General features: G+C 65.8%; 22 protein-coding genes and 2 tRNA genes. 11 read left to right on the top strand and 13 right to left on the bottom strand.

Annotated elements, in window-relative coordinates:
- Positions 1–39: 39 nt before the first annotated feature.
- The 4 genes from ACXYMR_RS09480 to glmM all read right to left on the bottom strand — a co-directional run bounded on the left by ACXYMR_RS09480 (position 40) and on the right by glmM (position 5,436).
- Entirely contained in the window at positions 40–1,560 is a 1,521-nt protein-coding gene (locus tag ACXYMR_RS09480) for a phosphomannomutase/phosphoglucomutase (protein WP_458942618.1), read from the bottom strand.
- Positions 1,561–1,639: 79 nt separating this feature from the next.
- Positions 1,640–2,953, bottom strand: coding sequence for a UDP-glucose dehydrogenase family protein (locus ACXYMR_RS09475; RefSeq protein ID WP_458942617.1), 1,314 nt, complete (start codon positions 2,951–2,953; stop codon positions 1,640–1,642).
- Between the two features lie 92 nt (positions 2,954–3,045).
- Positions 3,046–4,080, bottom strand: a complete 1,035-nt coding sequence (locus tag ACXYMR_RS09470) for an acyltransferase family protein (RefSeq protein ID WP_458942616.1) — start codon at positions 4,078–4,080, stop codon at positions 3,046–3,048.
- Between the two features lie 9 nt (positions 4,081–4,089).
- Positions 4,090–5,436 carry a phosphoglucosamine mutase gene (glmM, locus tag ACXYMR_RS09465; protein WP_458942615.1) on the bottom strand — a complete coding sequence of 449 codons (1,347 nt, stop codon included), beginning with the start codon at positions 5,434–5,436 and terminating at the stop codon, positions 4,090–4,092.
- A 143-nt stretch (positions 5,437–5,579) separates the two neighbouring features.
- Here glmM and galU point away from each other — a divergent pair, with 143 nt between their 5' ends.
- The gene (galU, locus tag ACXYMR_RS09460) at positions 5,580–6,449 is read left to right on the top strand and encodes a UTP--glucose-1-phosphate uridylyltransferase GalU (RefSeq protein ID WP_458942614.1); all 870 of its coding nucleotides are present in this window, start codon (positions 5,580–5,582) and stop codon (positions 6,447–6,449) included.
- Positions 6,450–6,454: 5 nt separating this feature from the next.
- Here galU and ACXYMR_RS09455 read toward each other — a convergent pair whose 3' ends face one another.
- Together ACXYMR_RS09455 and ACXYMR_RS09450 are read right to left on the bottom strand one after the other, a co-directional pair.
- Positions 6,455–7,429: an NAD-dependent epimerase/dehydratase family protein gene (locus tag ACXYMR_RS09455; RefSeq protein WP_458942613.1), complete on the bottom strand. Its 975-nt coding sequence runs from the start codon at positions 7,427–7,429 to the stop codon at positions 6,455–6,457.
- Positions 7,430–7,535: 106 nt separating this feature from the next.
- Entirely contained in the window at positions 7,536–8,504 is a 969-nt protein-coding gene (locus ACXYMR_RS09450) for a KpsF/GutQ family sugar-phosphate isomerase (RefSeq protein ID WP_458942612.1), read from the bottom strand.
- A gap of 377 nt (positions 8,505–8,881) precedes the next feature.
- Here ACXYMR_RS09450 and gpmA point away from each other — a divergent pair, with 377 nt between their 5' ends.
- From gpmA to ACXYMR_RS09435, 3 genes are read left to right on the top strand one after another with little or no spacing between them, the layout of a single operon-like run.
- A complete protein-coding gene (gene gpmA, locus ACXYMR_RS09445) occupies positions 8,882–9,607 on the top strand; it encodes a 2,3-diphosphoglycerate-dependent phosphoglycerate mutase (RefSeq protein WP_458942611.1) in 726 nt (241 codons plus the stop codon).
- Position 9,608: 1 nt separating this feature from the next.
- Positions 9,609–10,250 carry a bifunctional diaminohydroxyphosphoribosylaminopyrimidine deaminase/5-amino-6-(5-phosphoribosylamino)uracil reductase RibD gene (gene ribD / locus ACXYMR_RS09440; RefSeq protein ID WP_458942610.1) on the top strand — a complete coding sequence of 214 codons (642 nt, stop codon included), beginning with the start codon at positions 9,609–9,611 and terminating at the stop codon, positions 10,248–10,250.
- A gap of 32 nt (positions 10,251–10,282) precedes the next feature.
- Positions 10,283–11,608, top strand: a complete 1,326-nt coding sequence (locus ACXYMR_RS09435; protein WP_458942609.1) for a pentapeptide repeat-containing protein — start codon at positions 10,283–10,285, stop codon at positions 11,606–11,608.
- A 92-nt stretch (positions 11,609–11,700) separates the two neighbouring features.
- Here the strand turns inward: ACXYMR_RS09435 and ACXYMR_RS09430 are convergent, their stop codons facing one another.
- Complete coding sequence (locus ACXYMR_RS09430) at positions 11,701–12,177, bottom strand: Hsp20 family protein (RefSeq protein ID WP_458942608.1); 477 nt, start codon at positions 12,175–12,177, stop codon at positions 11,701–11,703.
- Between the two features lie 236 nt (positions 12,178–12,413).
- On the opposite strand from ACXYMR_RS09430, the gene ACXYMR_RS09425 reads away from it, so the two are divergent.
- The gene (locus ACXYMR_RS09425; protein WP_458942607.1) at positions 12,414–13,397 is read left to right on the top strand and encodes a class I SAM-dependent methyltransferase; all 984 of its coding nucleotides are present in this window, start codon (positions 12,414–12,416) and stop codon (positions 13,395–13,397) included.
- A complete protein-coding gene (locus tag ACXYMR_RS09420; protein ID WP_458942606.1) occupies positions 13,394–14,059 on the top strand; it encodes a hypothetical protein in 666 nt (221 codons plus the stop codon). Before ACXYMR_RS09425 ends, ACXYMR_RS09420 begins: the two co-directional genes overlap by 4 nt.
- A gap of 37 nt (positions 14,060–14,096) precedes the next feature.
- Here ACXYMR_RS09420 and hisN read toward each other — a convergent pair whose 3' ends face one another.
- The 3 genes from hisN to ACXYMR_RS09405 all read right to left on the bottom strand — a co-directional run bounded on the left by hisN (position 14,097) and on the right by ACXYMR_RS09405 (position 16,390).
- Positions 14,097–14,900, bottom strand: coding sequence for a histidinol-phosphatase (hisN, locus tag ACXYMR_RS09415; protein WP_458942605.1), 804 nt, complete (start codon positions 14,898–14,900; stop codon positions 14,097–14,099).
- An 81-nt stretch (positions 14,901–14,981) separates the two neighbouring features.
- Positions 14,982–15,371, bottom strand: a complete 390-nt coding sequence (locus ACXYMR_RS09410) for a helix-turn-helix domain-containing protein (protein WP_458942604.1) — start codon at positions 15,369–15,371, stop codon at positions 14,982–14,984.
- 122 nt (positions 15,372–15,493) lie between these two features.
- Positions 15,494–16,390, bottom strand: coding sequence for an N-formylglutamate amidohydrolase (locus tag ACXYMR_RS09405; RefSeq protein WP_458942603.1), 897 nt, complete (start codon positions 16,388–16,390; stop codon positions 15,494–15,496).
- Between the two features lie 117 nt (positions 16,391–16,507).
- On the opposite strand from ACXYMR_RS09405, the gene cpdR reads away from it, so the two are divergent.
- A complete protein-coding gene (gene cpdR / locus ACXYMR_RS09400; RefSeq protein WP_458942602.1) occupies positions 16,508–16,873 on the top strand; it encodes a cell cycle two-component system response regulator CpdR in 366 nt (121 codons plus the stop codon).
- Positions 16,874–17,028: 155 nt separating this feature from the next.
- On the opposite strand, the gene ACXYMR_RS09395 is transcribed toward cpdR, so the two are convergent.
- Positions 17,029–20,091 (bottom strand): TonB-dependent receptor plug domain-containing protein, encoded by a 3,063-nt coding sequence (locus ACXYMR_RS09395; protein ID WP_458942601.1) that lies wholly within the window; start codon positions 20,089–20,091, stop codon positions 17,029–17,031.
- A 295-nt stretch (positions 20,092–20,386) separates the two neighbouring features.
- Here ACXYMR_RS09395 and ACXYMR_RS09390 point away from each other — a divergent pair.
- The 3 genes from ACXYMR_RS09390 (at position 20,387) to ACXYMR_RS09380 (ending at position 21,572) form a co-directional block, all read left to right on the top strand.
- A tRNA-Val gene (locus ACXYMR_RS09390) sits at positions 20,387–20,461 on the top strand.
- 51 nt (positions 20,462–20,512) lie between these two features.
- Complete coding sequence (locus ACXYMR_RS09385; RefSeq protein ID WP_458942600.1) at positions 20,513–21,406, top strand: Stf0 family sulfotransferase; 894 nt, start codon at positions 20,513–20,515, stop codon at positions 21,404–21,406.
- A gap of 91 nt (positions 21,407–21,497) precedes the next feature.
- A tRNA-Val gene (locus ACXYMR_RS09380) sits at positions 21,498–21,572 on the top strand.
- A 16-nt stretch (positions 21,573–21,588) separates the two neighbouring features.
- On the opposite strand, the gene ACXYMR_RS09375 is transcribed toward ACXYMR_RS09380, so the two are convergent.
- Positions 21,589–23,055: a UdgX family uracil-DNA binding protein gene (locus ACXYMR_RS09375; protein ID WP_458942599.1), complete on the bottom strand. Its 1,467-nt coding sequence runs from the start codon at positions 23,053–23,055 to the stop codon at positions 21,589–21,591.
- Positions 23,052–24,296, bottom strand: a complete 1,245-nt coding sequence (locus ACXYMR_RS09370; RefSeq protein WP_458942598.1) for a putative DNA modification/repair radical SAM protein — start codon at positions 24,294–24,296, stop codon at positions 23,052–23,054. The genes ACXYMR_RS09375 and ACXYMR_RS09370 overlap by 4 nt, the downstream gene beginning before the upstream one ends.
- Before the next feature lie 165 nt (positions 24,297–24,461).
- Here ACXYMR_RS09370 and ACXYMR_RS09365 point away from each other — a divergent pair, with 165 nt between their 5' ends.
- Positions 24,462–25,556 (top strand): Mrp/NBP35 family ATP-binding protein, encoded by a 1,095-nt coding sequence (locus ACXYMR_RS09365; protein ID WP_458942597.1) that lies wholly within the window; start codon positions 24,462–24,464, stop codon positions 25,554–25,556.
- The last annotated feature ends 3 nt before the right edge of the window (positions 25,557–25,559 follow it).

Raw genomic sequence — 25,559 nt, 5'->3', positions numbered from 1 at the left:
TTGTGAACGGGACATGAACGGGCTGCAACTGCTCATAGATTACAGCTTCTGGTCGAACGCGCCGATTTCCGGGTAGTCCGCCAGCACGCCCTCGATGGCGCGGAACACCGCGACCACGTCGTCCGCCGATGTCGGGCTCTCGACCACGACGACCAGGTTGGGCGTGTTCGACGAGGCGCGCACCAGCCCCCAGGCGCCGCCCTCCAGGGTGAAGCGCACGCCGTTGACCGTGTTGATGTCGGCGATGGCCCGGCCGGCGACCGTCCGGCCGTCCGCCTTCAGGGTCTCGAACTGGGCCACGATGCGCTCGACCACCTCGTACTTCACCTCGTCATCGCAATGAGGCGACATGGTCGGCGAGCCATGGGAGGTCGGCAGGGCCCGGCGCAGGTCGGCCATCGAGCGGTCCGGATTGCGCTCCAGCATCTGCAGCACCGCGCGCGCCGCCACCAGCCCGTCATCATAGCCGCGCCCGATCGGCGGCTGCAGGAAGAAGTGGCCGGACTTCTCGAACCCGGCCAGCGCGCCCAGCTCCTTGGAGCGGCGCTTGATGTAGGAATGGCCGGTCTTGAAATAGTCGGTCTTGGCGCCGTGCGCCTTGAGCACCGGGTCGATGGCGAACAGGCCGGTCGACTTGACGTCGACGACGAAGGTGGAGTCCGGGTACAGCGGGGCCAGGTCGCGCGCCAGCATCAGGCCGATCTTGTCGGCGAAGATCTCCTCGCCCTCATTGTCGATGACGCCGCAGCGGTCGCCATCGCCGTCAAAGCCCAGCCCGACATCGGCGCCATGCTCGAGCACCGCGTCACGCATGGCGTGCAGCATCTTCATGTCTTCCGGATTGGGATTGTAGCGCGGGAAGGAGTGGTCGAGATCGCAATCCATCTCGATCACCTCGACGCCCATGGCCCGGAGCGCCTGCGGCACGAAGGCCCCCGCCGTGCCATTGCCGCACGCCGCCACCACTTTCAGCGGCCGGCTGATCGACACGTCCTTCGCCACGTCGGCGATATAGCGCTCGGCCACGCCGTGCTCGCGCACATAGGCCCCGCCGGGGCGCGTCTCGGCCTCGCCGCTGAGCACGATCTCCTTCAGGCGCGACATCTCCTTCGGCCCGAAGGTCAGCGGCCGCTCGCAGCCCATCTTGACCCCGGTCCAGCCATTGGTGTTGTGGCTCGCCGTGACCATGGCCACGCAGGCCACGTCGAGGTCGAACTGGGCGAAATAGGCCGTCGGCGACAGCGCCAGGCCGATATCGTGGACCTCAATGCCGGCTGCCATCAGCCCGACTTCCAGGGCCTGCTTGACGCCCAGCGAATAGCTGCGGAAGTCATGCCCGGTGACGATCTTCGGCTCGACGCCGAGCTCGTGGATCAGCGTGCCCAGGCCGAGGCCCAGCGCCTGCACGCCGTACAGGTTGAGGTCGGGCGCCTTGTCGCTGTCCGGATGGCCGAACCACCAGCGCGCGTCATACTCGCGGAATCCGGTCGGCTTGATCAAAGCCTCGTTCTCGAATTCCCACGTATTGTCCGAGAGTTCGGCAAAAGGCTTCTTGGTCATGACGCGGCGTCCCCTCAACTCGTCTGGCGCCTGTCATATGCCATAGACCGGGCGATGCAAGCCCGCGATGTGGCCCGGCCTATTCGGCGTCCGGCCGCCCGACGCTGGAATACCTGAAGCCGGCATTGCGGGCCTCGTCACCGGTATAGATATTGCGCAGATCGACCAGCACCTTGTCCTTCATCGACTTGCCCAGGCGCTTGAGGTCGAGGGCCCGGAACTCGTTCCACTCGGTGATGATGACCAGGGCGTCGGCATTCTCGGCACAGAAATACGGACCGGACACGAAGTCGACGTCGTTGAAATGCTTCTCCGCCTCGACCGTGCCGGCCGGATCGAAGGCGCGGATCCGCGCCCCCGCTTTCTGCAGGGCCGGGATGATTTCCAGGCTCGGCGCCTCGCGCATGTCGTCGGTATTGGGCTTGAAGGTGACGCCGAGCACGGCGATCGTCTTGCCGTTGACGTCCCCGCCGCACGCCTCGACCACCTTGTCGGCCATGGCCCGCTTGCGCGCATCATTGACCTCGACCACGGTCTCGATCAGGCGCAGCGGCGCGTTGTAATCGCGCGCCGTGCGGGTCAGCGCCAGCGTGTCCTTGGGAAAGCACGACCCGCCATAGCCCGGCCCGGCATTGAGGAACTTGGCGCCGATCCGGTTGTCCAGGCCGACCCCCTTGGCCACTTCCTGGACATTCGCCCCGACCTCTTCGCACAAGTCGGCAATCTCGTTGATGAAGGTGATCTTGAGCGCCAGGAAGGCGTTGGCGGCGTACTTGGTCAGCTCCGACGTGCGGCGCGAGGTGAAGACGATCGGTGTCTCGTTGAGGAAGAGCGGCCGGTACAGCTCGCGCATCAGGGTGCGGGCGCGCTCATCATCGGTGCCGACCACGACCCGGTCGGGGCGCTTGAAGTCGTCGATGGCCGCGCCTTCGCGCAGGAATTCCGGGTTCGACACGACCGCGAAATCGGCATCCGGATTGGTGGCGCTGATGATGCGCTCGACCTCGTCGCCCGTGCCCACCGGCACCGTCGACTTGGTGACCACCACGGTATAGCCGTCGATGACCTTGGCGATCTCCTCGGCCGCCGCATAGACATAGCTCAGATCGGCAAACCCGTCGCCGCGCCGCGATGGCGTGCCGACGGCGATGAACACCGCCTCGGCATTCTTCACAGCCGCGGCCAGGTCCTGGGTAAAGCTCAGCCGCCCTTCGCGCACATTGCGCTCGACCAGCAGGTCGAGGCCCGGCTCGTAGATCGGGATGCCACCGGAATTGAGCGTCTCGACCTTCGAGGCGTCCTTGTCGACGCACACGACTTCATGGCCGAAATCGGCAAAACATGCCCCCGACACCAATCCCACATAGCCGGTTCCGATCATCGCCACGCGCATGGGCTTTCACTCCTGTTCTGAACGCCGAGGGTATCGCCGAGGCAGGCAGGGCGTGCAAGGGCGCATTCCCGCCCGGTACAGTGCCAGGCCCGTCAGCGCAAGCCCCGCGCGATCAGCGCCTTGCCCGCGACCAGCAGCGGACGCTCGAGCAGATAGTGGGTCAGCACGCCGACGATCAGGCAGGCGCCGAGGCCGAGCGGCCAGTAGAGCGCGCTCAGGAGTGCCGGCACCGGCACAAGCTGCGGCAGCATGCGGGCCAGCACGCCGATCACCAGGAGATGGCTCAGATAGATGGCGTAGGAGGCGTCGCCGATGCGCTCGACAGTCCGCCACAGCGCCGGCCGCCAGGCCAGGAAGCTCCACACAACCCCCACGGCCAGCGGCGTGAACACGGCGACCCGGGCCCCGGCGGCGGCCAGCGTGGTCAGCCCGCCATCGGCCGTCCAGGCCAGCGCCAGCCCGGCCCCGGCCCCGGCCATGACCAGCGGCAGCCAGCGCCGCGCCCGCGCCTGCGGCTCGAATTCGGCCAGCAGCACGCCGGCCAGGAATTGCAGGTTGAACGGGCTCACCGCCACCGCCAGCCAGGCATTGGGGGCCTGCCAGCCGCTGACCAGAACGGCCAGGCTGAGCCCGCCCCAGAGCAGGGCCAGGCCCGCCCGGCCCGCACGTGGCAGAGCCAGGGCAAGGCCGTACACGCCGTAGAACCAGAGCTCGTGCGTCAGCGTCCAGCCGACCTGCAGGATCGGCGGATGCCCGAGTGGAAAGAGCAGCAGGGACCCCGCCAGGTCGATATCCCCCGGATCCGCCCTGAGCTCGTCGGCCATGACCGCATAACCGACCAGGGCGAGGCCCGTGAATATCCAGTACAGCGGGAAGATCCTGTTGGCCCGGTCGAGGAAGAAACGGCCGCTCAGGGTTCGTCGATGCCGGTAGAGGTGATGGATGATGAAGCCGGAAATGACGAAGAATATGTCGACCCCGGCAAAGCCGACATAGGCGAAGTCGCCCAGCACAGCGTCGGGAAAGAAGCGCGCCTCGCCCTGGTGCAGGTGTGCCAGCACGACCAGCAGCACGGCCAGCGCCCGCAGGTGCTGCACTTCGTGCAATATGGGATGAGCCGCCTTCATGCCGCCGCGTCAGCTTGACGAGGCTTCCACCGCCGCACGGATATCGTCGACCGACTTGCGGATCTCCGCCTCGTCGCCCTCGGCCATGATGCGGATGACCGGTTCGGTGCCCGAAGCCCGCACCACGACCCGGCCGTCCTTGCCCAGCTTGTCCTCGGCCGCCGCGATGGCCTTCTTGACGGCATCATCCGCGAGCGGCTTGGCGCCTTTCTTGAGGCGCACATTCTCCAGCAATTGCGGCGCCGGTTCGAAGGCATTGAGCACTTCGCTGGCTTTCTTGCCAGACCGGTCGAGCACGCGCAGGACCTGCAGGGCCGCGATCAGCCCGTCACCGGTCGGGGCAAAATCCGGCATCACCACGTGGCCCGAGGCCTCGCCGCCCAGATTAATACCCGTGGACTGCATGCGCTCCGACACATAGCGGTCGCCGACCTGGGTACGCTCGAGCCCGATCCCGTGCCGCTCGAGGTAGCGCTCCAGCCCGAGATTGGACATCACGGTGGCCACGATCGCCTTCTGCGCCAGTTCGCCCTGGTCGGCCCAGTGCTTGGCCAGCACGGCCAGGATCTGGTCGCCGTCAATGACCTGGCCGGTCTCGTCGCACAGCACCAGCCGGTCGCCGTCCCCGTCGAGTGCAATCCCCAGATCGGCGCGATACTTGACCACTTCCCGGCTCATCCGCGCCGGAGCCGTCGAGCCACACTCCTCGTTGACGTTGAAGCCATCCGGCTCGACGCCGATCGGAATGACGTCGGCGCCCAGCTCCCAGAGCGCTGTCGGTGCGACCTTGTAGCCGGCGCCGTTGGCGCAATCGATGACGATGCGGAGGTCCGACAGGCGCTGGTTCTTCGGGAAGGTCGACTTGACGATCTCGACATAGCGCGCCTGAGCATCGTCGACGCGCTTTGCCCGGCCGAGCTCGTCCGGCTTGGCCAGGTCGTCGCTGAGCCCGCCATCCATGCGTTTCTCGATTTTCAGCTCGGTCTTGTCGTCGAGCTTCTTGCCGTCCGGACCGAACAGCTTGATTCCGTTGTCATGGTAGGGGTTGTGCGAGGCCGTGATCATGACCCCGAGATCGGCACGCAAGGACCGCGTCATCAGCGACACCGCCGGCGTCGGCAGCGGGCCGAACTGGAACACGTCCATGCCGACGGAGGTAAAGCCCGACACCAGCGCCGATTCGATCATGTAGCCCGACAGGCGGGTATCCTTGCCGATGACCACCGAGTGGCGCCCGGAATGGCGCACGAAGTGCTTGCCTGCTGCCATTCCCAGGCGCAGTGCGGTTTCGGCCGTCATAGGAAAACTGTTGGTCAGTCCGCGGACGCCATCAGTGCCGAAGTATTTCTTCCCCATGATCTCACCTGTTTGCTGTGCGCCTGCCGGTATATAGGATCGTTTTGAAATGGCGAAGTGAATGAGTGCGGTGGACGGTGCACGACGGGTCCGCTAGCCCTTGCAGCGGCGCTGAATCGGTGACCGGAGAGAAGGAAGACGGCATGCAGAAAGTTCGCAAGGCGGTTCTGCCGGTCGCAGGCCTGGGCACGCGCGTCCTGCCGGCGACCAAATCCATCCCCAAGGAAATGCTGCCGGTGTTCGACCGGCCGGCGATCCAGTATGTGGTCGACGAGGCGCTGGAAGCGGGCATCGAGCATTTCGTCTTCGTCACCGGTCGCAACAAGTCGGCCATCGAGGACTATTTCGACAATTCCTACGAGCTCGAGGAAACCCTGCGCCGCAAGGGCAAGGACGACATCCTGGCCGAGCTCGACGCTACCCGGCTCGAGCCCGGCGCCATGAGTTTCGTGCGTCAGCAGGCGCCGCTCGGCCTCGGCCACGCCATCTGGTGCGCCCGCGACATCATCGGCAATGACCCCTTTGCCATCCTGCTGCCCGACATGCTGGTCAAGGCCGAGACCGGCTGCCTGGCCCAGATGACCGCCGCCTACGAGAAAACCGGCGGCAATGTCATCGCTGTGGAGCCGTGCGACGACCCATCCTCCTACGGCGTCATCGACCCGGTCGACCGCGATGGTCCGCTGATGAAAATGAAGGGCATGGTGGAAAAGCCGCCGCGCGACGAGGCCCCGTCCAACCTGTTCATCACCGGCCGCTACATCCTGCAGCCGGAAATCTTCGCCCTCCTGTCGGACCAGGGCGCCGGTGCCGGTGGCGAGATCCAGCTCACCGATGCCATGGTGCGCCTGATGAACAGCCAGGACTTCCACGCCCTGGAGTATGAGGGGCAGTCCTATGATTGCGGCAGCAAGCTGGGCTATCTGCGCGCCAGCGCGGCCTTCGCGCTGGCCAATGCCGAATTCGGAACCGATGCCCGCACGGTCCTCGAGGCGACGCTCCGGGGCAGCTGATCGGGTCAGCCCGTGCGGCCGCGCCAATCCTTGAACCATTCGGCAAAGCGCGCCAGCCCGTCGTCCAGCCGCACGCTGGGTGCATACCCGTAATCGCGCTCCAGCTTGGAGGTGTCGGCATAGGTGCGGGTGACATCGCCCGGCTGCATGGGCAGCATGATCTTGTCCGCCGTGCAGCCGAGCTCGCGCTCCAGCGTGCCGATCATGTCCATCAGCTTCACCGGCGAGGACCCCCCGATATTGTAGACCTCGTGCCGGCCGCGCGCCGGTGCGTCGTCGGCGATGCGCACCAGGGGTTCGGTGATGTCGTCGATATAGGTGAAGTCGCGCTCCATCCGGCCCTCGTTGAAGACCTTGATCGGCTGGCCCTTCAACATGGCGTCGGCAAACAGCCAGTAGGCCATGTCCGGCCGCCCCCACGGGCCATACACGGTAAAGAAGCGCAGCCCGGTCGCCGGAATGCCGTACAGGCTTGCATAGGACGCCGACATCAGCTCGTCGGAGCGCTTGGTCGCGGCGTATAGCGAGGCCGGCGTCTCGGCTGCGTCATCTTCCCGGAACGGTACTTGTGCACGCTCGCCATAGACCGAGCTGGAGGACGCATAGACCAGGTGCTGCAGGTGATCGCCGAGATCACGGGCCGCTTCCAGCACCGCCAGGTGGCCGATCAGGTTCGAGCGCGCATAGGCAAACGGTGCCTCGAGCGAATAGCGCACGCCGGCCTGGGCTCCGAGATGGATGATGCGCTCCGGCCGGGTTTCGGCCACCAGGGCGCGCACCGCTTCCTCATCGGCCAGGTCAATCTTCTCGAAACGAAAGTCGCCCTGACCGGCCAGCCGATCAAGTCGGGCCTGCTTGAGCCGGACATCGTAGTAGTCATTGAGATTGTCGAGGCCGATCACGGCCTCGCCACGCGCCAGCAGTCGGCCGGCGACATGGGCCCCGATGAACCCGGCTACTCCCGTGACCAGACAGGTCAATCCGCACTCCTCCCGGCACGTCTCCCTGACCGGTCATAGCGCAATTCGTAAGCTCTTAGACCGTCAATTGCAGTGCTGCCGACCAGGACCGCGCGCCTGTCCCGGCTCATTTCAGCCCGACGCGAAGCAGGTCGTGCAGGTGCAGTATGCCTACCGGTCGCTTTGTTTCATCGACGACAAAGAGCTGCATGATCTTGATCTCGCCGGCGGTCATCAGGCGCAGCGCGTCGGCCGCCAGCAGTCCAGCATGCGCGGTTTTGGGGTCCGCCGTCATCACGTCACGCGCCTTCTGGTCGACAAGATCGGCGCCCATGTGACGGCGCAGATCCCCGTCAGTGATCACCCCGGCCAGCTTCCCGGCGTCATCGGACACGCCGGCGCAGCCGAAGCTCTTCGTGGTCATCTCGATCAGCACTTCGCTCATCGGCGCATCAAGACCGATTGTCGGCACTGCATCGCCGGTGTGCATGATGTCACCGACCGTCGCCAGCGCCGCGCCGAGCGCTCCTCCGGGATGGAATGTCTTGAAATCTGATGCGGTGAAGCCGCGCCCTTCCAGCAGCGCGACTGCCAGCGCGTCGCCCAGCGCCATCATCAGCGTTGTCGAGGTGGTCGGCGCCCGGGTTTCGCCGCAGGCCTCGGGCGCATCGGGAATGACAAGCGGAAAATTGGCAGCCCTTGACAGAGTGCTGTCGGCGGCGCCCGTCATCGAGATCAGCGGCACGCCGAAGCGCCGGCAATAGGCGATCAGATCGCCCAGCTCCTTGGTCTCGCCTGACTTGGACAGGGCGAGAACCGCATCACCCGCGCCGATCATGCCGAGATCGCCATGGCTCGCTTCTGTCGGGTGGACATAATAAGCCGGCGTGCCCGTCGAGGCGAGCGTCGCGGCGATCTTGCGCGCTACATGCCCCGACTTGCCGATGCCGGCGCAGATCAGACGGCCCTTCATGGCCCGCACACACTCCACCGCGGCGACGAAATCCTCGCCGATCGAAGCGGCCAGCTGGTCCAGTCCGTCCCGTTCGGTCGCGATGACCCGACGGGCGGAGGCGGCAGTGTCAAAAACGGGCATGCGGGACGTCCTCGAACAGCGCGGTCGCGGCCATTCGCGGCCGCTGTTTCCGGGTCCCATACCAGAACCGCGCACGTCCGGGGAAGGGACGTGCGCGGCCGGCATGGTCGTGCAGCATCCGATTCAGAGGGGGACGATGGTGAACCGGGCCGATCCGACCATGCGCCGGGGTCGGCTTGCGCCGGCAACCGGCTGTCAGAGAGCGGGTGTGGCTGGTCTTCCTCACCCGCCGTTGTTGAAGAGGACACTAGCATGATTTGGTATCGGGCGGGAGTGACGATCTTGTGTCTGCTGCGCGATTTCTGGCGGCGCCCGCGCCTTGCTCCGCGGGGCGGCCCGGGCTATCGCTTGGCGCGCCCATCGGACAGGAGATCGACATGCCGCAACTCGCCCTCATTCGACACGGTCAGAGCGAGTGGAACTTGCAGAACAAGTTCACCGGCTGGGTCGATGTCGACCTCACCGACGAGGGCGTGGCCCAGGCCCGGAGGGCCGGCAAACTTCTGGCTGAGGCCGGGTTTGCGCCCCAGCGCGGCTATGTCTCGATGCTCAAGCGTGCCATCCGCACCCTTCACCTGACCCTGCACGGCCTCGACCGGCTGTGGATCCCGGTGGAGAAGCACTGGCGTCTCAACGAGCGCCACTACGGGGCTCTTGCCGGCCTCGACAAGGACGAGACGCGGGCCCGCCACGGCGACGAGCAAGTGCGCATCTGGCGCCGGTCCTTTGACACGCCGCCGCCGGCCGTGGGTCGCGACCACGAATTCCATCCGGCGAACGATCCGCGCTATGCCCATGTCGACCCCGAGCAGCTGCCGGCCGCGGAATCCCTGAAATCGACACTCGACCGGGTCGAGCCGTACTGGAGCAGCGATATCGCGCCGCACCTGAAGAACGGCGAGACCCTGATCATCGCCGCCCACGGCAACAGTCTGCGGGCCCTGGTCAAGCTGCTCTTCCAGGTCAGCGACGAGGCGATCATGGATATCGAGATCCCGACCGGAAACCCGCTCCTCATCGATCTCGACGACAGCGGCACGAAGCCCGTCGCCGCGCGCTATCTCGACGCCGACCGGGCCAAGGCGCTGCCCGCCCTGCCCTGACATGCCCTCCCCGGCCGACTCCCGCTACATGGACCTGGCGCTGGCCCTGGCGTCCAGCCAACTCGGCCGGACCGCTCCCAATCCGTCCGTCGGCTGCGTTCTGGTGCGCGACGAGAGGATATTGGCCACCGGCGCCACCGCCGATGGCGGCCGGCCGCACGCCGAGGCCGTCGCCCTTGCCAAGGCCGGCACCGAGGCCCGCGGCGCCACCGCCTATGTCACTCTGGAACCGTGTGCGTTCGAGGGACGCTCCGGCGCCTGCTCGGTCCGGCTGATCCATGCCGGTATTGCCCGCGTGGTCATCGCCGCGCTCGACCGACACCCGCAGGTCAACGGCGCCGGCCTCGACCAGCTGCAAGCGGCGGGCATCCGCGTCGAAACCGGCCTGCGTTCCGCTGCGGCCGAAGCCCTTTATGCCGGCTTCTTTCACCGCCTCGAAACCGGCCGTCCGCTGGTCTATGCAGACCGCAACCCGGCCCGCTATGACGGCGTGCTGGACGCGACCGCGACCAAGCTTGATGCAGCCGCGCTTGACGCCGAGCTGGATCGTCGCGGAGCGCGTGGCGAAAACCGCATTTCGATCGATCCGCGGCTGGCCCCTGACCTGGCGCGGCCCGTGCAGGCCCACCATACAGTGTATTAACCGGTTCTGTTGCAGTCTGGGCGACTGAAACCATGCTTGCCCAACAGGACGACACCATGACCGGTCGGCCCATCGAATACAGAGCCCTTACGCAACAAGACGTTGACGCCATGTGCGACCGTCACGAACGTCTCTGGTCGGGTCGTTCCGGCGGGGCCCGGGCCAATTTCGCCTATACCGTCCTGGAAAATCTGAGCCTTGCCGGCCGCGATCTTTCGGATGCCGATTTCAGCGGGGCGGTGCTGCGCGGAGCCATCCTGTCCGGGGCGACACTCAACAGCGCCATTTTCTTCGCCGCCGACTTGCGTCAGGCCAATCTCGAAGGCGCGTCCCTGCGCCGCGCCGATTTGCGCGGCGCCATCATGCGGGGCGCCAATCTGACCGGTGCCGACCTCACCGAGGCCGATATGCGCGAAGGCGCGATTGCCCAGATCGACAAGCAGAAGGGTCTGGCCATGCTCAGCCACAAGACCCAGATCAATGATGCGGGCACAGCCAATTTCACCGGCGCCAACCTGTCGAAGTCCAAGATGGCCGGGATGACCGCCCAGACCGCCGACTTCACCGACGCCATGCTGCTCGGGGCCCGCATGGTGCGCGCCAATCTGCGTGGCTCGACCTTCCAGGGCGCCAATCTGGAGGGTGCCGACCTGTCCGGCGCCGACCTGACCGATTCCGATTTTACCGACAGCGTCCTGGTCGGCATCAAGACCGACATGGCACGCAAGGACCGCATGAACACCGAAGGCGCACTCACCGAACAGCCTGTCGGCGTCGATGTGCGCGATCTCGACAATCCGGTGTCACAGCAGCTCGCCGACCACATGAAATGGTGCGAGACGGACGGTCGCGAGGGCAAGCCCTCCCTGTTCGATGACATGGACTTGCGTGGCCTCAATTCCCTGGCCGGAAAGACCCTGACCGCCTTCCACGCCCGCGGCGCGACGCTGTACGGGCTCGATCTGGAGGGGGCCCAACTGCAGGGTGCCCGCCTCGAGCGCGCGGACCTGCGCATGGTCTCCCTGCGCGGCGCCGACCTGCGCGGCGCCGATCTGACCGGGGCCAATCTTTCAAATGCCGACCTGCGCGATTGCCAGATGGGCCCGCTCCTGCTCGACGGCGACCGTATCCTGCCCGCATCGCTGGCCGGTGTGCGTGCGCGCTACAGCGACCTGCGCGGTGCCGATCTGCGCCAGGTCAAGGCCACCGGTGCCGACTTCTCCTACGCCCGCCTGAACGGCGCCGACGTGCGCAGGAGCCGCTTTACCGGATCCTGTTTCACCGGAAGCCATGTCGATGCCAGCTTCACCAGCGATGTCGACGATATTGACGGCGCCGTCGATCTGAACGCCGCCTGACCCACGCCATTCATGCGCAGCAAAAAGGCGGTGGACCCGGGTCCACCGCCTTCCTGCGTGTACTTGGAGGGTTGCCCGAAGGCAGACGGAGGTCAGGCCGCCTTCGTCTTGCCCCCCTGGATCAGCTTGGTCTTGGTCTTGCTGTCACCATTGGTGATGGCGATGCGCTTCGGCTTGGCCGCCTCTGGGACTTCGCGGACCAGGCGGATGCGCAGCAGGCCGTTCTTCAGCCCGGCGTCAGCGACCTCGACATGGTCGGCCAGGTGGAAGCGACGCTCGAAGGCACGCTCGGCAATGCCGCGGTGCACGAAGCGGCGCTCATCGGCGTCGTCTTTCTCGCCGATGCGGCCGGACACGGTCAGAACGTTTTCCTGCACTTCCACGACAAGGTCTTCCTCGCCGAAGCCGGCGACGGCGAGCTCGATGAGATACTCGTCATCTTCCACGTGCTGGATATTGTAGGGCGGATAGCCCTGGGACTCGATCTTGGTGGCGCTGTCCATCATGTCGGCCAGCCGGTCAAAACCCACGATCGAACGATAAAGCGGGGTAAAGTCTACAGTACGCATGTCAGTCTATCCTCTCTTGAGCGACAAACAGGCCCGGCACCCGTGCCGGGCGGTTGAGCGGACCCGCGCCACACCGATTGGCTGCGGCCGGGTCGCAGACCCCGTGAAGGCGGCCTGCACGGCATAGATGGGAAGCGACCGCGAGCTGTGCAAGCCCTCGATACGCCGCAATTGCGTCTGCCTGCTGCCTTCGTTAGGAGTGATGTCAACCGCGCTACCAATCGGAGTTCTGCGACATGCGTCATACCGCCCTGGCCGCCCTGATGGGCTCTTCGCTCCTGGTTCTTGCCGCCTGCGGCTCGCCTGACCCCGAAACGGTCGACGAGACCCCGACCGCCGCGACCGATATGGCCGAGACTAACGACGTCGACAGCACGGCGACTCCGGCTGCAGCGACGCCCGCCGAGATCGACCGCAGCGAGCTGTCTTCGGTGGTCAACGGACCCTGGCGCGGCGACATGGCCCTGCGCGATGAATGGCGCCACCCGGTCGAGACTCTGGAATTCTTCGGTGTCGACCCTTCCGGCACCATCGTCGAGATCTGGCCGGGCGCCGGCTGGTACACCCAGATCCTGGCGCCGTGGGTCGACGCCAATGGCGGCACCTACATCGCCGCCCACTTCCCGGACACCGGCGAAGGCTCGGCCCGCGAACGCGCCCTCGAGCGCTATATCGAGCGCTTTTCCGACACCGCGATCTACGGCGACATCCAGATCGCCGGCTTCGACCGCAATGTCGGCCTTCAGGTCGAGCCCGGCTCGGCCGACGCCATCCTGACCTTCCGCAACATCCACAACTGGATGGCCCGCAATTACGCCGAACAGGCCTTCGCCGAATTCTACGAAGCGCTCAAGCCGGGCGGCATTGTCGGCGTCGTCGAACACCGCCTGCCCTCGACCCGCGAGCAGGATCCCAATGCCGGCACCGGCTATGTCCAGGAATCCTTCGTCATCGCCCTCGCCGAGGAAGCCGGGCTGGAACTGGTGGGCTCGTCCGAGATCAACGCCAATCCCAACGACAATGCCGATCACCCGTTCGGCGTCTGGACCCTGCCGCCGGTGCGCCGCTCGCCGACCGAGGACGATGCCGGCGTCGACGAGTTCGACCGCGAGGCCTTCGACGCCATCGGCGAGAGCGACCGCATGACCCTGCTGTTCCGCAAGCCCCTCGCGGCCGAGAGTGCGGATGACACCGAGACCGCAGAGGACGGCGAAGAATGAGACAGGCCCTCTCGGCCATTCTCGCGGGCGTCAGCATGCTTGGCGCCACCGCCCTTGCCGAGGACGTGGAACGCATTGCCGCGCCTCTGGACCAGCTCTATCCGCACTGGGACACCTATCTGGGTATCGAGGCGGAGCGGCGCAGCCACTTCACCCTCGCCTATGTGTTGAGCAGCGAGCGCACCGCCAGCCCGGACGAGGTGGAGCTGTGGTACGAACACGATGGTCGGCGCCACGAGCTGGCGCCCGGCCCGGATGGTCGGCTGGCCCACCTGCCCAGCCTCGAGGCGCTCGAGAGTGCGCCGGATGTCTGGGTCAATCAGGAAGGCGGCGGAATGTCGCTGTCGATGACCTTCGCCCTGTCTCTCGCCCCGTCCGAGCGATACGCCCAGGACGACCTGCTGCTCGCCCTCAGTCAGGCCAATGAAGCGGTCCGCGAAGTGGCCGGCGTGGCTGCCCTGTTTGCCCCCAACCTGAAGTCTCTCAACTTCTACTTCGAGGGCAGCGCGCCGGAGGCCTGGGCGGTGCACGAGAATGGCGAACGCACCGCGCTCGACGTCAGCGAAAACCTCGCGGTTTACCGCCCGCGCCAGCGTGGCAACCGATCGGTCACTCATCTGGAATTCGGCGCACCGCCGGTTCGCGTGATGCTCGACAGCTAGGCTGGAGAAACCTCTCGGCTCAAGTCCCAGCTGCCACTCAGTCCGCCGCTTCAGCCAGCAATTCCAGGGCTTCCGCGTGCAGCTCGGCTGTCGCGGCAGCCACGATCTGACCGCCTCCGAACGCGTCCCCGCCCGACCAGTTGGTGACCACGCCCCCCGCCCCGGTAACCACCGGGATCAGCGCGTGAACGTCATAGACCTGCAGCCCGCTCTCGACGACCAGGTCAACTCCGCCCGCCGCGAGCATGGCATAGGCATAGGCGTCGAAGCCGTAGCGGCACAGACGCACCCGGCCGCACAGCCCGCCAAACGCCGCGCGCTCGGACGCCGGGAAGAGGTCCGCATCAGTCGTCATCAGTGTGGCGTCGGCCAGCCGCCTGACGGATCGTGTTCTTAGCGCCCGTTTGCCGTCCCGATCGATCAGGGCGGCCCCGCCTGGCCACCCGACGAAGCGCTCGCCGATATGCGGCTGGTCGATCACTCCGAGGCGGGGCACGCCGCCGATCTCCAGCCCGATCAGCACCGTCCAGCTCGGCAGACCGGAGATGAATGCGCGCGTGCCATCGATCGGGTCGAGCACCCAGCGGCGGACGTTCCGGCCGGTCTGGCTGCCGAATTCCTCGCCCAAGATACCGTCATCCGGACAGCGCTCGGCCAGCACCGAGCGCATCGCGGTTTCCGACGCGCGGTCGGCCGCCGTCACCGGATCGAAACCGGCCTCGAGCTTGTTGTCGATATCGAGTTGGGTGCGAAAGAAGGGCCGGATGGCAGCCCGCGCCGCGTCGGCCATGGCATGCGCGACGGCCAGATCGTCGGCAGTGATTTCAACGGTCTCGGTCATGGTCCGCGCCTAGCACGGCGACCGGCCGGAGGCCAGCACCGGATCGGGGCGAGCCACCTGCATGGCGCCCGCCCGGTCCGGTCAGGCCGCGTCGTTGGCCACTTCGTCCGGCTGCAGCGACTTGGCCAGTTCGAGCAGCCGTTTGCGTGGTCGCTCGCCGAGGCGGTAATAGGCCCGGATGAGGTCCACGGTTTCCTTCTGGGAGAGCACGTCCGGAGCCAGCTGGTCACCGCTTTCCTCTGCGGCGCCGCGCTCCGACAGGCCCTCGTAGAAATACTGCACCGGCACATCGAGCGACTCGGCCAGCTCGAACAAGCGGCTGGCGCTGACCCGATTGGCCCCGCACTCGTATTTCTGGATCTGCTGGAAGCGAATCCCGACGGATTCCGCCAATTGCTGCTGCGTCAGTCCGAGAAGACGGCGCCGCCGGCGCAGCCTCTTGCCTACATGCAGGTCAATGTCATTGGTCATTACTCTACTCACCGCCTGTTTTCCCGTGTCGTGCTGCTCCGTTTCGGGACGCACACGTGACAGGGGAGCAAAGCGCGTGCCGGGCGAGGCGCGACGTCTCGTTTCGCCTTAGAGGGAGTGCCTCACCGTGGCAATTGGCGGACCCAGTCCACCTCCGTTAAATATTTGATAAACGCTGTGATTTCTTTGTGCAAAGTGTCCCAGCCGGAGGCTTTGTGGACCCGCGTTTCGTCGAGATAGAGGCCTCGGTTGATTTCGATCTGGACGACATGAACGCCCGTCTCGGGACGCCCGTAATGCTCCGTTGTGTAACCGCCGGCATAGGGCCGGTTGCGCACCACAAGGCGACCGGCTCCCGCCAAGCCGGCCTCGATCCGGTCGCTGACCACCGGCGCGCATGACGTCCCGAAGCGGTCACCGAGCACGAAATCAGCCTGCTGTGCGCTGTGGCTGGGCATGGAGTGCATGTCGACCACCAAGGCCAAGCCGAACCGCCTCCGCACGGCTTCGATGCGCGCCGCCAGCGCGGCGTGATAGGGCTGGTAGCACTGCTCCAGGCGGGCGCTGGCTTCGGCAAAACGCAGCCGGCGGCGGTAGAGCGGCCGCCCCTCGACGCCGATCCTCGGGATCACGCCGAGCCCCGAAGCAGCCCGCCTCGAGGCCGTGTCGACATAATCCGGCAGACGGTCCGAGAACATCTCCGGGTCGAGCTCCCAGGGCCCGCGATTCACGTCGACGAAGACGCGCGGGAAATGCGCCGTGATGCGGCTCGCCCCGAACTCGGGTGCCGCCTCTATCAGCGCATCGACATAGGCATCCTCCGAGCGCCGCAATTGGTCTCGCGTCAGGCAGGTCTCCGGCACATCGACGAGGTCATAGTCACGCCCCGAGTGCGGGGAACACACGATTACCGGACAGGCGATATCGCCCGGCCTCGGCACCACTTCGACCACGGCCGGATCGGTATTTGCGTTTGCCGTTTCGGCCCGGGCGAGCGATGATGGCGGCGGTGCGGTCATGGCCAAACAGTGGTCAGCTGCATTCATCCGGTCAAGCATCAGCCGCGTTCAGCGGACTTTTACCAGATGCGGTTATGGATGAGGTCACTTTGAGTTTTCGCAAGGGTGGGACCCAGGATGGCTAAGATTCTTCTGGCAGAAGACGACGATTCGATGCGCGACTTCCTCGCCAAGGCGCTCAAGCGCGCCGGGCACGAGGTTCTGGTCTGTGCTGATGGTGAAGAGGGACTGGATGCGATCGGCGAACAGCCGGCCCAGTTTGATCTCCTGCTGACCGACATCGTGATGCCGGGGGTGGACGGTATCGAGCTGGCGCGCCGCGCCGCCGAGATCGACCCCTCGCTCAAGATCATGTTCATCACCGGCTTCGCCGCCGTCGCCCTCAATCCGGGCTCCGGCGCGCCGACCAATGCCAAGGTGCTGTCCAAGCCCTTCCACTTGCGCGAACTGGTCGACGAAGTGGCCCGCGTCATGGCGGCCTGATCGCCTGTAGCCGATTGCGGACATGAAGAGGGCCCGCCGGTCGATCCGGCGGGCCCTTTCTTGTGCCTGTGTCCGTTTTTGTGCCTGTGTCCGTGGCAAAGAAAAGGGCCCGCTCGAATGAGCGGGCCCAATCCAAGTCTCAAATCAGCAAAACCTTACCAGGCTTTGGCGATCCGAGCGAAGAAGCGACGGCCGAGCAGGTCGTAACCCGAACCGAGAACTTCACTGGAATTACCCTGGGTGGCACCCGAGGCATTCTGGTCGACGATGGCCGGCTCTTCGTTGAACACGTTGTTCACGCCGAAGGTCACGCCCCAGGTGTCACGGTCAAGCGACACCGAGAGGTCATGGTACCAGGTGCCATCCCAGCTATCGACGGCATCGCCACCGAGCTCGGACGGAGCCTGAATACGCTCACCATAGTCAACACCGACCACGTTGCGGATCGAGGCCTGCTCGCCGATGTAGCGCGAACGTGCCGTCAGGGTCCAATCACCACGCTCGAAACGCTGGGTCAGCGTACCGCGCCATTCCGGGTTACCCCAATCGCCAACGAAGTTGTTGAGATCGGATTGCGGAGTGGCCTGGTTCAACACTTCTTCGGACTTCGTGTAGACCGCGTTGAGGTCGTAGTTGAAGCCGCCGAAAATGTTGAAGTCACGGTTGAAACGACCGTTGATGTCGTAACCCGTCGCCTGCTGGCTCGCCACGTTGAACGGCGTGTTGTCGACGAAGTCGAGCTGGCCGGTCTGAGCATTCCGCTGACGACGCGCACAGAACGGGTCGTTCGGGAAGTTGGTCGAGTTGTAGCACTGGGCCAGCGAGAACGCCGTACCCGGGATGGCGATGGAGTCATTCACTTCAATGTCGAAGTAGCTGACACGCAGCGACGCATCGAAGCCGCTGAACCAGGGCTGCTCCATGACGAAACCGAGGCTGTAGGCATCGGACGTTTCCGGCTGGAGACCCGGGTTACCGGCACGGAACGCCTCGATGGAGGACGCACCCTGCAGGCCCAGCGAGGTCGGATCGACACCTTCCGCGCGGCAGTTTTGCAGCACGATCGGGTCACGCGTCTCGTTTGCCGGGTCGTAAGCCGTTCCGTTACGAGCCGCGAGCGGAACGATACACGGATCGGAGAAGGCACTGGCAAAGCCGGTCTGGCCGCCCAGGAAGAGTTCCCGAAGGTTCGGGGCCCGGAAGGACGTACCGGTGGTGGCGTTCAGGGTGAACCAATCGGTGATCATCCAGGACGCACGCGCCGAGTAGGTCGAGTTGGTGCCGTAGAACTCGTGGTCGGTCATACGACCGGCCAGCTCGAGGGAGATATCCTCGGCAAAACGAGCACCGGACACGATCGGGATCGACAGCTCGCCGTAGAATTCGGTGAGCTCGGCAGTACCGACGGAGTTACGGTCGGCGAAGAAGCCGGCCGCACGGCCGGTAGCCGCCACGGTGTCGGTGCCCGAGTCGAGCGAGTCACGACGCCATTCGATACCGAACACACCATTGACCGTACCGGCCGGCAGTTCGAACAGCGGGCCGGTGGTGAAACCACCGAAGATCAGCTGGTCGACCAGCGTGGTCGCGGTGCGCTCGATGGCGAGATAGTCGTGCTCTTCCTGGGTCGCGAAATGCGGCGCGGTGACACCGTCATTCGGATACAGGCTCGGTGCGAACAGGTTCACCGGGACACAGGACTCGGTGGACAGGAAGCCGAACAGCGACACGTCGTTGTTGTCATAGCCACAGATGATGTCGCCGGTGGCCGGATCGACACGGGTGGTGGCGACGATGGCCGTCAGGCGCTCTTCGTCCACCGCCGGGCGCGACGAGTAGCCCATCGAGCGGGTGTAACCGCCGAAGAACTCGTACGACCAGGACGGAGCGAAGCTCCAGTCACCTTCGAGACCCGCGAAGAAACGCGTGTACTGCGTTTCGACTTCGATGTTCGAACGCGCGATCGGCGAAGCGAAGATCGTGACAACGTCATAACCGAACGGGTTGTACGGGTTGTCGGCGCGAACGGTCGGGAAGATCTGGCCGTGGTAGCCGGCTTTGTACGTCGTCTGCGAGTTGGTGTGCAGGACTTCGGTGAAGACGTTGACGTTGTCCTGGCCCAGGAAGCGATCGATCGTGTAGTCGCCCGTGAACAGGAAGTTGTAACGCTGCGAGTCCGGAATCGTGTCCGAGGACTGGTCCAGGTAGGAAGAGCGGTAACGCTCGTCCGTGGACGTACCCGTCGACCAGCCAACCGGCAGGTTGCCCGGATTGCTTGTCGAACCCGGCGTCGAATAGACGTCGACCCCGAAGAAACCCGGGTGGGCGAAGTAGGATGCCAGGCTCGGCTGACCGTTCACATAGTAGTTGAACGTACGAACGCGGTTGATGATGCCGCCTTCACACTCGGAGAGCAGCGAACCGTCCGTGGCGATCTCGATGTCGCGCGAGCAGTACAGGTTGTCGGTCGGGTCGAAATTCCAGTCCCGATCGTTCATCTTCAGGCTGTCCTGATGGAAATACTCCATCGAGAACATGTAGCTGCCGTTTTCGGAGCTATCACCCATCATCATGTTCCAGCGATGGGAACCGCCACCGGACTGTTCCGGCGAGTTGATGTAGGCACCGACCTGGAAGCCTTCGAACGAGTCACGCAGGACCACGTTCACAACGCCGGCGACAGCGTCCGAACCGTACACCGACGAAGCACCGTCGAGCAGGATGTCGATGCGCTGGATGGCATCGGTCGGGATGATGTCGACGTTCGGCAGCGACGGAGCACCTTCGGCGCCCGACGGGGCAACCCGGCGGCCGTTGATCAGGAGCAGCGTCTGGTCGGGGTTGAGACCACGCAGGGTGATCGTGTTCGAACCCGGACCGGCGTCGGTCACGAAGGCGCCGGAGATCGTGTTGTCGAGCTGAACGCCCTGCGCCACGGTCGACGTCTGGAGGATTTGCGCGGTGTCGATCAGGCCGGCATCACGGATTTCCCGTGCATCGATGACCTGGAGCGGTGCCACGGAGGCGAAAGCGTCACGACGGATACGAGAACCGGTGACGACGATGGTGTCTTCTCCAGAAGAAGCCTCTTCGGACTGTTCGTCCTCGTCTTCCTCTTGGTCTTGCGCATACGCAGGCGAGATGGTGAGACCCGCCGCCGCGAATCCGGCAAGAATGGTCGAGCGCAGCAGGCGCTCGCGATCCCAGGATATATTCACGGTATTACCCCTTTTTTGACAGACAGCCGCCAGGCTCTTCGACCTCGGGCGGCAAGGTTGGGTTGACCCCTTCCTGAAGGCAGTATGAACAAGGCGTTTCACTCATGAAAGCGCAGTGCCTTGTTTCTGCCGACATTGGCTGCCCGTTGTTGCACAAATGTCATACACCGGTCATGGGTACGGGCTTGTATGACAGGAAGATTACAGACGAGGGCGTGGGCCGTGTCCTGCATGCAACCCGCCGGTTGCACGCGCGAGAAGGCAGGACTAGAAGATCGGGTATTCCCTGAAGGATGGGCGATTAGCTCAGCGGGAGAGCACTTCGTTGACATCGAAGGGGTCACTGGTTCAATCCCAGTATCGCCCACCATTCCTTCCACCGCATTCGAGACCCATGGCCGATTCCCCCAGACCCGAGACCATGAAGATTTCCGCGGTGCTGCGGCCTGAAACCGCCGTCATGCCGGCCTCCGCCGGCGTGCCCTATCGCACCATGTCGGAAATGTTCGATTACATTGCCACCGGGGGGGCGCCGGCGGCCGACGCCCATGCCGAACTCGATGAGCGCAAGCTGGCTGCCCGCTATTTGATCTGCATGCTGCCACGCTCGGGCAGCACCTATCTGGCACAATTGCTCAAGGATACCGCCGCTTTCGGCTATCCGGAGGAGTGGCTTGGCGTGTCCCGGGCCGAGGACCAGGCGCGCGCCGTTGGCGCCACTGACTGGGACACGCTGCTGCGCCGCGTCCTGGCCCGCCACGCCTCGGACAATGGCGTCAGCGGTGTCGAGCTCTCCCTGGCGCAACTCACCTGGGGTCGCCAGGCGACCGGTCGGCGCGACGTGCTCGATCGTGGCTACCGCTTTTTCTACCTGCGTCGCCGGAATATCGTGCGCCAGGGGATTTCCATGCACATCGCCCATCAGTCCGGTGTGCTGCACTCCTCGCAAATGACCGACGAGGCCCGCCAGGTCCGCGACGCCGTGCTCTACCAGGCCGAAGCCATCCGCGCCTGGATCAAGTTCTTGCATGATGAGGAAATGCAGTGGGAACGGGAGTTCGGCCGCCTCGCCATCGAGCCGGTGCGGATTTACTACGAGGACATCATTGCCCGCCCGGAGCGGGTCATCCGCCTGTTTGCCCACGTCCTCGACCTGCCCGCGACACCGCCGGTCCCGGAACACAATCCGGTCCACCGGGTCAGCGATTCGCGCAGCGCCGAATGGGAGGCGCGCTACCGCGAGGAGGACGCCGACTACCTGGCCGGGCTGACCCGCATGCGGCCCTTTGTGCACCAGCCGGTGCAGATGACCTGAGGTCGCTGCAGCGGCATGTGCGATCCACCGTCACAGCCGTCTTGCACTGTCGCGCATCAGGCGCTAAGAACCCGGCTCTCTTGAGACGGATGGGCGATTAGCTCAGCGGGAGAGCACTTCGTTGACATCGAAGGGGTCACTGGTTCAATCCCAGTATCGCCCACCATCCACCCTCTTGAAATTCAGACCTGTTCAGACGCAATAAGCGCCTTGGCGCGAGCCAGGTCCGCGACCAGCCGGTCGAACGCCTCGGCCCGAACGGCGCCCTCGCTGCGCAGCACATGGGCGGGATGCACGGTGACAATGACCCGGGCCCCCTCGTGGTTGAGCACCATTCCGCGCACATCCGCCAGCTTGACCGCCTGCCCCAGCACGCCACGCGCCGCGCTGGCCCCGAGCGCCACGATCACCTCCGGCTGCACCTCGGCGCGCTCGGCCGCGAGCCAGGCGCTGCACGTGTCGATCTCGCGAGCAGATGGCCGTGCATGCAGCCGCGTCTTGCCACGGGCTAGGAACTTGAAGTGCTTGACGGCATTGGTGAGGTATAGGGCCGCGCGGTCCAGCCCGGCCTGGCCCAGCGCCTTGTCCAGCACCGCGCCCGCCGGCCCGACAAACACTTTCCCCGCGAGATCCTCGCGATCACCCGGCTGCTCGCCGACCAGCATCAGGCGCGCCGTGCCGGGCCCTTCACCGAACACCGCCTGGGTCGCCGGCCCGGCCAGGGGGCATTCACGGCATGACTGGACCGCCGCGCGCGCCTGTTCCAGCGGGTCTGTCGGCGCCGCAGCATCTCGTCTTGCCCGGGCGACCCATCCCGCCGCACGCGGATTGGCCTCGCTGACGCCGTGCTCGCGCATCGTCCGCTGGCGCGCCTCGGCCGCCGCGATCAGGTCGGGGATCTGTGCCGCCTCGGGCAGATTTTTCCAGTATTTCTTCGGCATTTCCGACGTCATCGCCTGCGTCTTCAGGCGCGCGGGATTGAAGATCGAGGCGAAATACGTGTTCCACGCCGCCTCCAGCCCGTCCTCGGCCGGCACGTCGGCCCGCGTCCCGCCCGGACCGAAGCGCAGCTGCTCGCCATCCCAGGCCGCGCTCGCCTCCGGCGTCACGATGAGCCAGTCCATGTTGGGAAAGCGGCGCATGAAGAAGGGCGTCGCCAGTTCGACAATGTAGTGCTCCGGCTCGAACCAGGCGGCAAACCGCTCCCGCCCGCCCGGCCCTTCGCCGGCCGCCCGGAAACGCACGAAGGCATGCATCTTGTGGATGTCGCGCCGCACCGCCTTCTCGCACGCCATCAGCCAGCCCACGTCGGTATCGCTGGCATCGTCGAGCAGGCGGGGCTGGTCCTGCAGCCGCCACAGCAGCCGGTAGAGCCGTGCAAACCGCTCCGGGTCACGATGCGCCGCCGCCCGGCGGGCCATTTCGACAAAGCGCTTGGGCGCCGAGACCGGGCGCCGCGCTTCGGCATCGCTCCCTCCGGCCTGCGAATTCACCGCCCCGCCCGGCCCGGCGAACAGTCCTGGCGCCTCACCCGGCACCTCGAAGCGGACCCGTTCCGGCGCCAGCCCGCGGCCACAGAAATCCCGCGCCGCCACCCGCCAGCCGTGGAAATCCGCCGGCCCGGCGAGCTGCGCCGAGGCGACGCTCACAACAGCGCCATTTGCTGCGGCGGCGGCACGAACAGGCCGCGCAGGCGCTCGCCATCGGTCAGCCCGCCCGGGCTCCAGTCGCGCGCTACAATGAAGGGCCGCACCTTCTTCAGCGACTGGCAGATCCGCCCGAGCTCGGTCAGCCCCAGCTCCGTCAGCCGCCGCGCCTTGAGAATACGGTCGACCGAGCGCGGCCCCAGCCCGGGTACCCGCAGCAAGGCCTCGCGATCGGCCCGGTTGATGTCGACCGGGAACATGTCGCGCCGGACCAGCGCCCAGCTCAGCTTCGGATCGAGCTCGAGATCGAGCATGCCGTCACTTGTCGCCCCGATCACCTCGTCCGGCTCGAAGCCGTAGAAGCGGAACATCCAGTCGGCCTGGTAGAGCCGGTGCTCGCGCATCAGCGGCGGCTTGACCGGCGCCAGGTCCTTGGACGCGTCCGGGATCGGGCTGTAGGCCGAATAGTAGACCCGGCGCAGCGCGTAATTGGCGTACAGCCCGCTGGCCCGGCGGATAATGTCGCTGTCGCGGGACCTGTCCGCCCCGACAATCATCTGCGTTGACTGCCCGCCCGGCGCAAAGCGCGGCGGCTTGGCCTTGCGGATCAGCCGCGAGCGCCGGGCGTCTATATTGTCGTCAATGCCCAGCTTGACCGAGCCCATGGCCCGCTTGATCGACGTCGCCGTCTTTTCCGGTGCCAAGGTTTCCAGCCCCTGGTCGGTCGGCAGCTCGATATTCACCGACAGCCGGTCGGCATGCCGCCCCGCCGCCTCGATCAGCAGCGGATCGGCCTCCGGAATGGTCTTGAGATGGATATATCCGAGAAAGCCGTGATCCTCGCGCAGGCTGCGCGCCACCTCGACCATCTGCTCCATCGTATAGTCCGGCGAGCGGATGATGCCCGAGGACAGGAACAGGCCCTCGATATAATTGCGCTTGTAGAAATCCAGCGTCAGCTTCACCAGCTCCTCGGTCGAGAAGCGCGCCCGCTCGACATTCGACGAGGCCCTGTTGATGCAATACCGGCAGTCATAGATGCAGAAATTGGTCATCAGCACCTTGAGGAGCGAGATGCAGCGACCGTCCGGGGCATAGGAATGGCAGATCCCCATGCCCTCGGTCGAACCCAGCCCCTGCGTGCCCAGCGCACTACGCTTGGCCGTCCCGGACGAGGCACAGGAGGCATCATACTTGGCCGCGTCAGCCAGCACGGACAGCTTGTCGATCAGGGTTCTGGTCATGGAACAAAAATAGAACATCAGGGTGGTGCCGTGCAACCGGAGGAGTCAGTTTTCCCCTGCGACACGATGTCCACCGCGACACCCCGCGTCCCGGCCACCGCATTTGCCGGTTGTGCGCTGCCGCCAAGCGCCTAAATCGGAGGCACGCAAATTCGGGAGCGGGTGATGGACGACAAGCTGAAACAGGCCCTGGCCTCGGTCATCGAGACCCAGTCCGGCCGCAACATCATCGATGCCGGACGGGTCGAGTCCGCCGCCCTGCAGGGCGATGCCGCCACCATCATCCTGTCACCCCCGGTCGCCGGCCAGCCCGATCTCGACCGCCTGCAGCCCGAGATCGAGGCCGCCGTCACCGCCCTCGACGGCGTGACGCGCGCCCGCATCATCATGACCGCCCACCGCGACGCCCAAGCCCCGGCCAAACCGGCACCCAAACCGCACGCTCACAAGCGCCCGGCCGCCGCGCCGAAACCCAAGCCCGCCAAGCGCATCATCGCCGTCGCCTCCGGCAAGGGCGGGGTCGGCAAGTCCACCGTCGCCGCCAACATCGCGGTCGCGCTGGCGCAGGACGGCCTCAAGGTCGGCCTCGTGGATGCCGACATCTACGGTCCCTCGGCGCCGCGCCTGTTCGGCCTCACCGACGTGCCCGGCCTGCGCAAGACCGACAAGGGCGTGCAGCCGGTCGAGGCGCACGGCGTCAAGTTGGTCTCGATGGGCTTCGTGGTGAAGCCCGGCGCCCCGGTGATCTGGCGCGGCCCGATGGTGCAGGGCGCCATCCGGCAATTCCTCACCGACACCGAGTGGGGCGAGGCCGACGTCATCATCCTCGACATGCCGCCCGGCACCGGCGACGCCCAGCTCGCCATCGCCCAGGACCTGCCGGTCGACGGCGCCGTCATCGTCTCCACCCCGCAGGACCTCGCCCTCGACGATGCCCGCAAGGCCATGGCCCTGTTCGAGCAGACCCACGTCCCCCTGCTGGGCATGGTCGAGAACATGTCCGTCTTCCTGTGCCCGCACTGCGGCGGCACCAGCCACATCTTCGGCGAAGGCGGCGTCAAGACCGAAGCCGAAGCCATCGGCCTCGCCTACCTGGGCGAGATCCCGCTACACCCCGAGCTGCGCCAGTGCTCCGACGAAGGCCGCCCCGCGGCGCTGGACGACACCCCGGTCGGCCGGGCCTTCCGGCAAGTCGCCCGCGCCGCCCTGGAAGCGGCGGAGATGGCGTCAAAGCCGGCGCCGGAGATCGTGTTCGAATAGCGC

It is taken from the genome of Maricaulis sp. CAU 1757, from assembly GCF_054482675.1.
The sequence above is the reverse complement of the archived record's forward strand: the minus strand, read 5'-3'. Positions and strand labels throughout refer to the sequence as shown.

What these genes read in the sequence shown, in the direction of transcription:
- ACXYMR_RS09480 (WP_458942618.1), bottom strand. Translation starts at nt 1,560, where the DNA reads ATGACCAAGAAGCCTTTTGCCGAACTCTCGGACAATACGTGGGAATTC.
- ACXYMR_RS09475 (WP_458942617.1), bottom strand. Translation starts at nt 2,953, where the DNA reads ATGCGCGTGGCGATGATCGGAACCGGCTATGTGGGATTGGTGTCGGGG.
- ACXYMR_RS09470 (WP_458942616.1), bottom strand. Translation starts at nt 4,080, where the DNA reads ATGAAGGCGGCTCATCCCATATTGCACGAAGTGCAGCACCTGCGGGCG.
- glmM (WP_458942615.1), bottom strand. Translation starts at nt 5,436, where the DNA reads ATGGGGAAGAAATACTTCGGCACTGATGGCGTCCGCGGACTGACCAAC.
- galU (WP_458942614.1), top strand. Translation starts at nt 5,580, where the DNA reads ATGCAGAAAGTTCGCAAGGCGGTTCTGCCGGTCGCAGGCCTGGGCACG.
- ACXYMR_RS09450 (WP_458942612.1), bottom strand. Translation starts at nt 8,504, where the DNA reads ATGCCCGTTTTTGACACTGCCGCCTCCGCCCGTCGGGTCATCGCGACC.
- gpmA (WP_458942611.1), top strand. Translation starts at nt 8,882, where the DNA reads ATGCCGCAACTCGCCCTCATTCGACACGGTCAGAGCGAGTGGAACTTG.
- ribD (WP_458942610.1), top strand. Translation starts at nt 9,609, where the DNA reads ATGCCCTCCCCGGCCGACTCCCGCTACATGGACCTGGCGCTGGCCCTG.
- ACXYMR_RS09435 (WP_458942609.1), top strand. Translation starts at nt 10,283, where the DNA reads ATGCTTGCCCAACAGGACGACACCATGACCGGTCGGCCCATCGAATAC.
- ACXYMR_RS09430 (WP_458942608.1), bottom strand. Translation starts at nt 12,177, where the DNA reads ATGCGTACTGTAGACTTTACCCCGCTTTATCGTTCGATCGTGGGTTTT.
- ACXYMR_RS09425 (WP_458942607.1), top strand. Translation starts at nt 12,414, where the DNA reads ATGCGTCATACCGCCCTGGCCGCCCTGATGGGCTCTTCGCTCCTGGTT.
- ACXYMR_RS09420 (WP_458942606.1), top strand. Translation starts at nt 13,394, where the DNA reads ATGAGACAGGCCCTCTCGGCCATTCTCGCGGGCGTCAGCATGCTTGGC.
- hisN (WP_458942605.1), bottom strand. Translation starts at nt 14,900, where the DNA reads ATGACCGAGACCGTTGAAATCACTGCCGACGATCTGGCCGTCGCGCAT.
- ACXYMR_RS09410 (WP_458942604.1), bottom strand. Translation starts at nt 15,371, where the DNA reads ATGACCAATGACATTGACCTGCATGTAGGCAAGAGGCTGCGCCGGCGG.
- ACXYMR_RS09405 (WP_458942603.1), bottom strand. Translation starts at nt 16,390, where the DNA reads ATGACCGCACCGCCGCCATCATCGCTCGCCCGGGCCGAAACGGCAAAC.
- cpdR (WP_458942602.1), top strand. Translation starts at nt 16,508, where the DNA reads ATGGCTAAGATTCTTCTGGCAGAAGACGACGATTCGATGCGCGACTTC.
- ACXYMR_RS09385 (WP_458942600.1), top strand. Translation starts at nt 20,513, where the DNA reads ATGAAGATTTCCGCGGTGCTGCGGCCTGAAACCGCCGTCATGCCGGCC.
- ACXYMR_RS09370 (WP_458942598.1), bottom strand. Translation starts at nt 24,296, where the DNA reads ATGACCAGAACCCTGATCGACAAGCTGTCCGTGCTGGCTGACGCGGCC.
- ACXYMR_RS09365 (WP_458942597.1), top strand. Translation starts at nt 24,462, where the DNA reads ATGGACGACAAGCTGAAACAGGCCCTGGCCTCGGTCATCGAGACCCAG.